1 protein-coding gene is annotated in these 361 nt (G+C 56.5%); it reads right to left on the bottom strand.

Going from position 1 to position 361, the window contains the following annotated elements; all coding sequences use genetic code 11:
• The coding region (locus ACFSR7_RS33055; protein ID WP_483862656.1) for a transposase at positions 1 to 361 on the bottom strand (361 nt) is incomplete at both ends.

Genomic DNA, 361 nt, shown 5'->3' with positions numbered 1-361 from the left:
GGGGACGCGCCCGCGTTTGGCACGCTTGGGTTTCTCGAGCTTGGGGGCTGGCTGCGGGACATGGCTGACGGCGTCCAGAAAAGCAGGCTCTTCGCTGTCTTCTACCTCCTTGGGGAGAATGGACGGGGCCGGTTTAGACGCGTCAATTTTGGGGTTTCGGTCAAAGGCTTCCACATGCGAAGAGTCCACTGCCATGCTTTCACCTTTCAGGAAGCCTTCTGTAATCGCTGCATCCACCGTAATATCGATGACCTCATGCAGGATGCCGGACTGCTGAAGCTTGGTGAAAAGCCTGGAATAGGCGGCTTGGCTCGGTACCCGATCAGAGCCTGTAAAGTGACAGCGCAATCTGAATTCTGCA

Origin of the sequence: Cohnella sp. GCM10020058, from assembly GCF_042683485.1 — a bacterium.
Taxonomy (GTDB): Bacteria; Bacillota; Bacilli; order Paenibacillales; family Paenibacillaceae; genus Cohnella.
Note: the sequence above shows the minus strand (reverse complement) of the source record. Positions and strands in the feature narration are given on the sequence as shown.